Source organism: Desulforegulaceae bacterium, assembly GCA_034006035.1.
In the GTDB taxonomy this organism is placed as follows: domain Bacteria; phylum Desulfobacterota; class Desulfobacteria; order Desulfobacterales; family JACKCP01; genus JACKCP01.
The window spans coordinates 1-3243 of sequence record JAVETN010000026.1 but is presented as its reverse complement, the minus strand read 5'-3'; the positions used below and the strand labels follow the sequence as shown (position 1 = coordinate 3243).

General features: G+C 34.0%; 2 protein-coding genes and 1 tRNA gene. All 3 read left to right on the top strand.

Going from position 1 to position 3243, the window contains the following annotated elements:
- Positions 1-16: 16 nt before the first annotated feature.
- The 3 genes from RBR53_11970 (at position 17) to RBR53_11960 (ending at position 2949) form a co-directional block, all read left to right on the top strand.
- Positions 17-103, top strand: a tRNA-Ser gene (locus RBR53_11970).
- 220 nt (positions 104-323) lie between these two features.
- Positions 324-2219, top strand: a complete 1896-nt coding sequence (locus RBR53_11965; protein ID MDY0133366.1) for a DUF4209 domain-containing protein — start codon at positions 324-326, stop codon at positions 2217-2219.
- A gap of 13 nt (positions 2220-2232) precedes the next feature.
- On the top strand, positions 2233-2949 hold the full coding sequence (locus tag RBR53_11960; protein MDY0133365.1) for a hypothetical protein: 717 nt from the start codon (positions 2233-2235) through the stop codon (positions 2947-2949).
- Positions 2950-3243 lie beyond the last annotated feature (294 nt).

Here is a 3243-nt window from a genome sequence, read left to right as displayed (position 1 = left end):
ACAAAAAATTTAATATGGAGAGGTGGCTGAGTGGTCGAAAGCGGCACACTGCTAACGTGTTAACCTGTAAAAGGGTTCCAGGGTTCAAATCCCTGCCTCTCCGCACAAAGCTCATAAGGTAGAGAGACCCGAGGTCTCCGCAAAATTAGCAACCTAAAACCGCCATGAATTTGGCGGTTTTGTGCTAAAATAAAGATGAAATTGGCGTCTGATGAGTGACGGGGTGAACTACCACCTTGGATACCTCCAAGGCCGTCTAAAAGGAGTAGAGGGCGAAGAAAACCTCCGAAAGCTTATTGAGAGCAATAATAAGAAAAAAAATTATGATAAAGGATAAAAAAACAGAAGCAAAAAAAGAAATCAAAAAAATCTTGAGCAATATAGATAATATTGCAGAGGGGTCAAAATTTTTGCATGAGATTGCTGGCGAATATCAAAAAGTCAGAGACACTTATTTCAATGAACTGAAAGATGAAAAAAATGCAAAGAAAATGCAAACCCTCATGGATGTCTTCAATTTTGTGATTAAGGATGGAAAACTAAGCGAAATGATGTCTGGCACCACGGGAGATGGAAAACCATGGAGTTATCCAACACTAGCTTCATTTAATGAAAAATCATTCAAACTAATTGAAAAAGAATTAAATATGGCTAAGAGTAATAAAATAAAAGCGAGGCATGCGGATTTTTTATGGATTACAAAGCGTGACCATATAAAAGCAAAGTATGCAGTTGACGCCTATCTGAATCTTATTAATGAATACGAAAAAAATGATAAAAGCACTCCAGACCAACATTTTGGATTGGATGTCTTAGAATCATTTAATCGCGCATTCCAGTTGTCAAAAGCTGTAAATTACAAGAAGAGTGAAGTTTCTAAGAAATTTGAAAGATTATTATTTGAATTTAATCCTCTAAGTAGCTCTAAGGCAAAACTGACAATAGACATGGTTGAACTTGCTATAAATAATAGGAAAGATTTCAAAGATATTGATTTTTGGAAAAAGTTAGTGATTCTATGTGAAGAACAAGTAGAAAGATTGCTAAATGAAAACAAGCAATATTTTGCAAGAGAATATCTATTGAACATTAAAAAAATTGAAGAGCTTGTTCTTAAGAAGAAAACCAAAAAATGGGATATTAAAATTGCAGAGAGTTATGTTTCCGAAGCTGATGATCATAAAAATAGGAAAAGTTTTGCAGAGCTTTCTTCATTGATAAAAGCAGTTGAGGAGTATAGTAAGTTAAAAGATTATGCAAAAGTTGAAGAGTTAAAAAAGAGATACAAAGCATCAGCTGGTTCAGTTGAATTCCATGAAATCAGCACTAAAATAGATATTTCCGATGTTATAAAAAACGCCAAAAGCAGAGCTAAGAAAATATCCAAATTAAAGCCTGAAGAAATAATAAAGGTTCTTGTTGTGTCTCCAAATTTTTTTCCCACCTTTGATCATATGGAAAAAATGGTTAATGATCAATCAAAAAAGTTTATTACGCAAGCTCTCTTTGGAAAATCTGTTTTTGATGGAAATATGAATCAAGTAAGGATTTATTCATCAGATGAGGAAAAACATTTTGCTTCAATCCTGGAACAATTTGGTCTAGGGATTTCCATTTATAGACATGAAATAGAAATAGTAATGATGGAGTTAGTAAATAAAAAAGCGTTATCATGGAAAGATATATCAGCATATTTCAAAAAATATAGTTGGTTTGGCATGATATTTGAAATGAAAAATAGAAAAGGCGAAGTTGTCTTAAAAACAAGGAAAATAATGGATCTGATCGAACCAGGCATAAAACAATATTTAAAAGCAGCTAAAAAATCTTCAGCAGGAAAGAAAATTCCATTTCAAGAAATAATGTTGGCCACAGATTCATTAGTAGTGAAAATTGAAGGCATTATAAGGGAAATGTATCAATTTCTAGGTAAGCCAACATTTGTCGTAAGGAATGATAAGGGCGGAAAGTCCATTACTTATGAAAAAGATTTAAATAATTTTCTTAGTGATGATTTCATGGAGGCTATTTTGGGGAAGGACCTGATTTTGTTGATGAGGTATTTATTAACAGAGCCCATAGGTCATAATTTAAGAAATAATGTTGGACATTGTTTAATTCAAAAAGAACATTACAGCATGTTAAATCTTCATTTTTTATTTATTATTTTACTTCGTTTGGGTAATTACAAATTTGAACTTGCCAAAAATAAAAAGTGATAATTTTTAGTTTATGTCTAACAAAAAAGAACAAAACCGTATTGAGATTCAACTGAATTTCTTTGGACCATTTCTTGAAGATTCTGATTTAAATAAAATCTTGGATCTTAGGGTAGCTGGCTTAAAAGAAGAATTTGATAGAGATTTGTTGATATCATTTTTTAATCTTCCGATAGAAGCATTATCTGAGGAGGTAATAGATAGATACATTGAAGTCACAACCAAAGAAACGCATACAGCTATTGTGCCTCATACTGAAAGACTTTTCGAGAGGCTCCTTAAGCCGCTTAGAAGCGCAAAGAAAAATTATTGCTTAGGTGAGTATTCAGCAACCATAGCCTTATGCGGAACAGTTGCAGAAATGCTAGCGCTTCTACTTTGGGAAATTAATGAGGTGAGATTAAGGGGTCAAGTAATTAAGAAAAATGAAGAAAAGGGCTTATTTGGGAAAAATTTTGATGATTTGAATCATGCAAGAAGACTTAATGTATTGAAGACTTTTGGTTTTATTTCAGATAACCAGTTTCAAAAATTTGAACAAATACGCAAGAAACGAAATTCGTATTTACACTCATGGACAGTTAATCTGTCTAATGAAAAGCAAGATGCATTAAATTCCTTTAAGTTAATCTTTCAGTTGTTTATGGAAATAACTGAAATTGGCCTTGCAGATGCAGGAACAGTTAGGGTTAATCCCAAGATATTAAAGCTTTTTAATGATATAAAATGAGACAATGGGCTGTCTTTTTCCTTAAAATGAGACAGGGGCTGTCCCGTGTCTCATTTGTCTCATTTTGCCCTCAAAAACCCGACCCGACCTCTTCAAATCCCAAGACTGGACAAACCTCCAAAAAAGCCTTACAATTCCCTATATTCATGGGTTCCAGACCGAGGTAGCCCGCCTTCGGTTCGCAGTAGCAAACCTTCGGCGTGACGCAGTCCGCCAAGGTTTGCGAAGGCGACATTTATCATAGCAAGCAAAGTCCGCCAGTAGTTACGCGTAAGCGAGATTCGCAATGCTTTT

Bases quoted from the DNA above. Each gene is read 5' to 3' on its own strand.
- RBR53_11960 (MDY0133365.1), top strand. From the start codon at position 2,233: ATGTCTAACAAAAAAGAACAAAACCGTATTGAGATTCAACTGAATTTC.
- RBR53_11965 (MDY0133366.1), top strand. From the start codon at position 324: ATGATAAAGGATAAAAAAACAGAAGCAAAAAAAGAAATCAAAAAAATC.